Annotated in this window: 2 protein-coding genes and 1 pseudogene; 2 read left to right on the plus strand and 1 reads right to left on the minus strand. The window is 69.0% G+C overall.

The features are described 5' to 3' along the window. Positions 1–717 (minus strand): TetR/AcrR family transcriptional regulator (locus tag U9980_RS01185; protein ID WP_322766307.1); only part of this gene is annotated, 717 nt, incomplete at its 3' end. A gap of 157 nt (positions 718–874) precedes the next feature. On the opposite strand from U9980_RS01185, the gene U9980_RS01190 reads away from it, so the two are divergent. Together U9980_RS01190 and U9980_RS01195 are read left to right on the plus strand one after the other, a co-directional pair. Next, positions 875–1,777: a phosphatase PAP2 family protein gene (locus U9980_RS01190; protein WP_322766308.1), complete on the plus strand. Its 903-nt coding sequence runs from the start codon at positions 875–877 to the stop codon at positions 1,775–1,777. Positions 1,778–1,913: 136 nt separating this feature from the next. Further along, a pseudogene (locus tag U9980_RS01195) lies at positions 1,914–2,245 on the plus strand (OmpA family protein); the annotation flags it as partial.

Genomic DNA, 2,245 nt, shown 5'->3' on the forward strand with positions numbered 1-2,245 from the left:
GGGCATGACGACGAGGGGCATGACTATGCCGTCCACAACGTCGACTATGTACCTGTGGTCCAAGGGTTCACCCGAGATGAGGTGGCGGCCGAACAGCAGGGAGGGTCCTATTTCGTTGACCAGCGGCCACGGAGCGTCATAGCGGACGTCGCCGCGCTTGATGGCTCGCTCGGCGATCGCCATCTGGACTGCTCGGCGCTGGTGAAGGAGGACTGTCCGCAGGGCCACGGCGAGATCGGCATGTCGGGTGAGCTCGCCGACAAGGGTCGCGGTCACCGCACCCTGGCGTCCGCGAAGTACGTTGGCGAATTCATGCAGCAGCAGAAGCTGGTCCTCGCGAAAACTTCCGGTGTCCGGGTCGGTGGCGCAGCTGTTGTCGAGGCGCCACACTGTGTCGATCACCAGGTCGAGCTTGCAGGACCACCTGCGGTAGAGCGTGGCCTTGCCCGCCCGGGCCCTTGCAGCTACAAGATCCATTGTTACGGTGCCGTAGCCGTGTTCGGCGAGCAGTTCGACCACCGCGGTGTGGATCGCGTCCTCCAGGACCTCGCCGCGTCGCCTCGGGATGGCCGGTGCGTGCGGCGACCGGCGGCGGCCACCGGCCGCAGGGGTGAAACCCGTCGCAGGAAGGGGGATGGGTGCCGATGTCGCCGGCGTCCCGCCGGCAGGTATGGGACGTGCCGCATCAGGCGGTACGCCGACTGTCGGGTGCGTCATCGCTACCCCCGGGAACGATCCGTTGTCGGTAGTGCAGCTGGTGACGCAAAGGTACTCGACTGAATACGTTGAGCGAAAGATGGGGTGTCTGGGTAGGCAGGAGAAGGTCGAAAACGGGCCCACCGGGGGGCTCAGGTCGAAGCCGGGGAGGTCGCGGGTGATCTGCTTGCGCCGCAGGTCGGACGGGCTGCCGGTGGTGTGGGTAGAAGCCGTTATGATCATTGGTTTCTACTACACCTACACGGCTACTCGCGCGGTGGCGGACGGATCCGTGCCGGCTGCGCTCGCCGTCGGGTGGGATCTCGTGCGCATCCAGGCGGACCTCCATCTCAACGCCGAGCGTGGGCTGAACCACTGGCTCCAGGGCATCCCCGTGCTGGCTGTGGCGAGCTGTTACTACTACGCGACCCTCCACTTCATCGTGACGCCCGCCGTCCTCGTGTGGCTCTACCGCAAACGTCCCGGCCACTACCTGCGGGCTCGCTGGACGATCCTGTGCGCGACCGTGATCAGCCTTGTCGGGTTCATCCTCCTGCCGACGGCCCCCCCGCGGCTGCTGCCCGGTGCCGGGTTCGTCGACACCATGGCGTCGTTCCACGACTGGGGTTGGTGGGGTGGCGGCTCCAGCGCGGCGCCCCGGGGGCTGGCAGGTCTGGCCAACCAGTTCGCGGCCATGCCATCCCTGCACTGCGCGTGGGCCCTGTGGTGCGGCTGGTGTGTCGCCAGGTTCGCCCGCCACCGTTGGGTCAGGACGCTCGCCGTCATCTACCCGGGCACAACGGCGTTCGTGGTGATGGCCACCGCCAACCACTACGTGCTCGATGTCGTCGCCGGGTGGGTGGCGCTCGGGCTCGGAGCCCTGTTGACAGCGGCCGTGACACGCGTGGCGCACCGGCGCGGGCGTCGCGACGGCCGCGCAGACCCGGTCGACCAGCGTGCCGGGCCCCAGCGTGCCGGGCAGCAGGCCCAGCCGGCCGCGATCGTCGGTACGGCCGCGGCGCACCCGCCCGCATCGACCAACATCCACCGGACCCGGCCTGGACCCACCCGGTGTATGTGACGGGCGTCCCGATGTGCGACAGTTGACCCGCGGCGGGGTTGTTCGTCGTACTTTTCTGGTCCGTTGGGCCGCCCGAAGGCATCGTGGCGGCGCGTCCTGACGGCGTCCCAGCAGATTCCGCGCGGAGACCACTTCGATGTCCTTGGCCCAGCTGGCCGCGGTGCGGCGACCTCGTCCCGTCGTGTTCGCGGTGTCCCTTGTCGTCGCCTGGCTGCTGCTCGCACTGCTTGCGTTCGGCCTGCGGCGTGGGCCGATCGAAGACGAGCTGTCCAGGCGGGCGGCCTCGGTGGTCCGCTCCAGTGGCCGGACCGGAGCGGATGTGACCTTCGACGGCCGGGATGCGACCGTGCACGGGACCTTCCCCAGCCTTGCGGCCGCCGAATCGGCCCGCCAGGCCGTCGCGCACATGTCCGGCGCGCGGTCAGCCACGCTGGCTCCTGATGTTCGGATCGTGCCAGGGCCAGGGCC

Origin of the sequence: Protofrankia sp. Cr1 (assembly GCF_963555865.1) — a bacterium.
Lineage (GTDB): Bacteria > Actinomycetota > Actinomycetes > Frankiales > Frankiaceae > Protofrankia.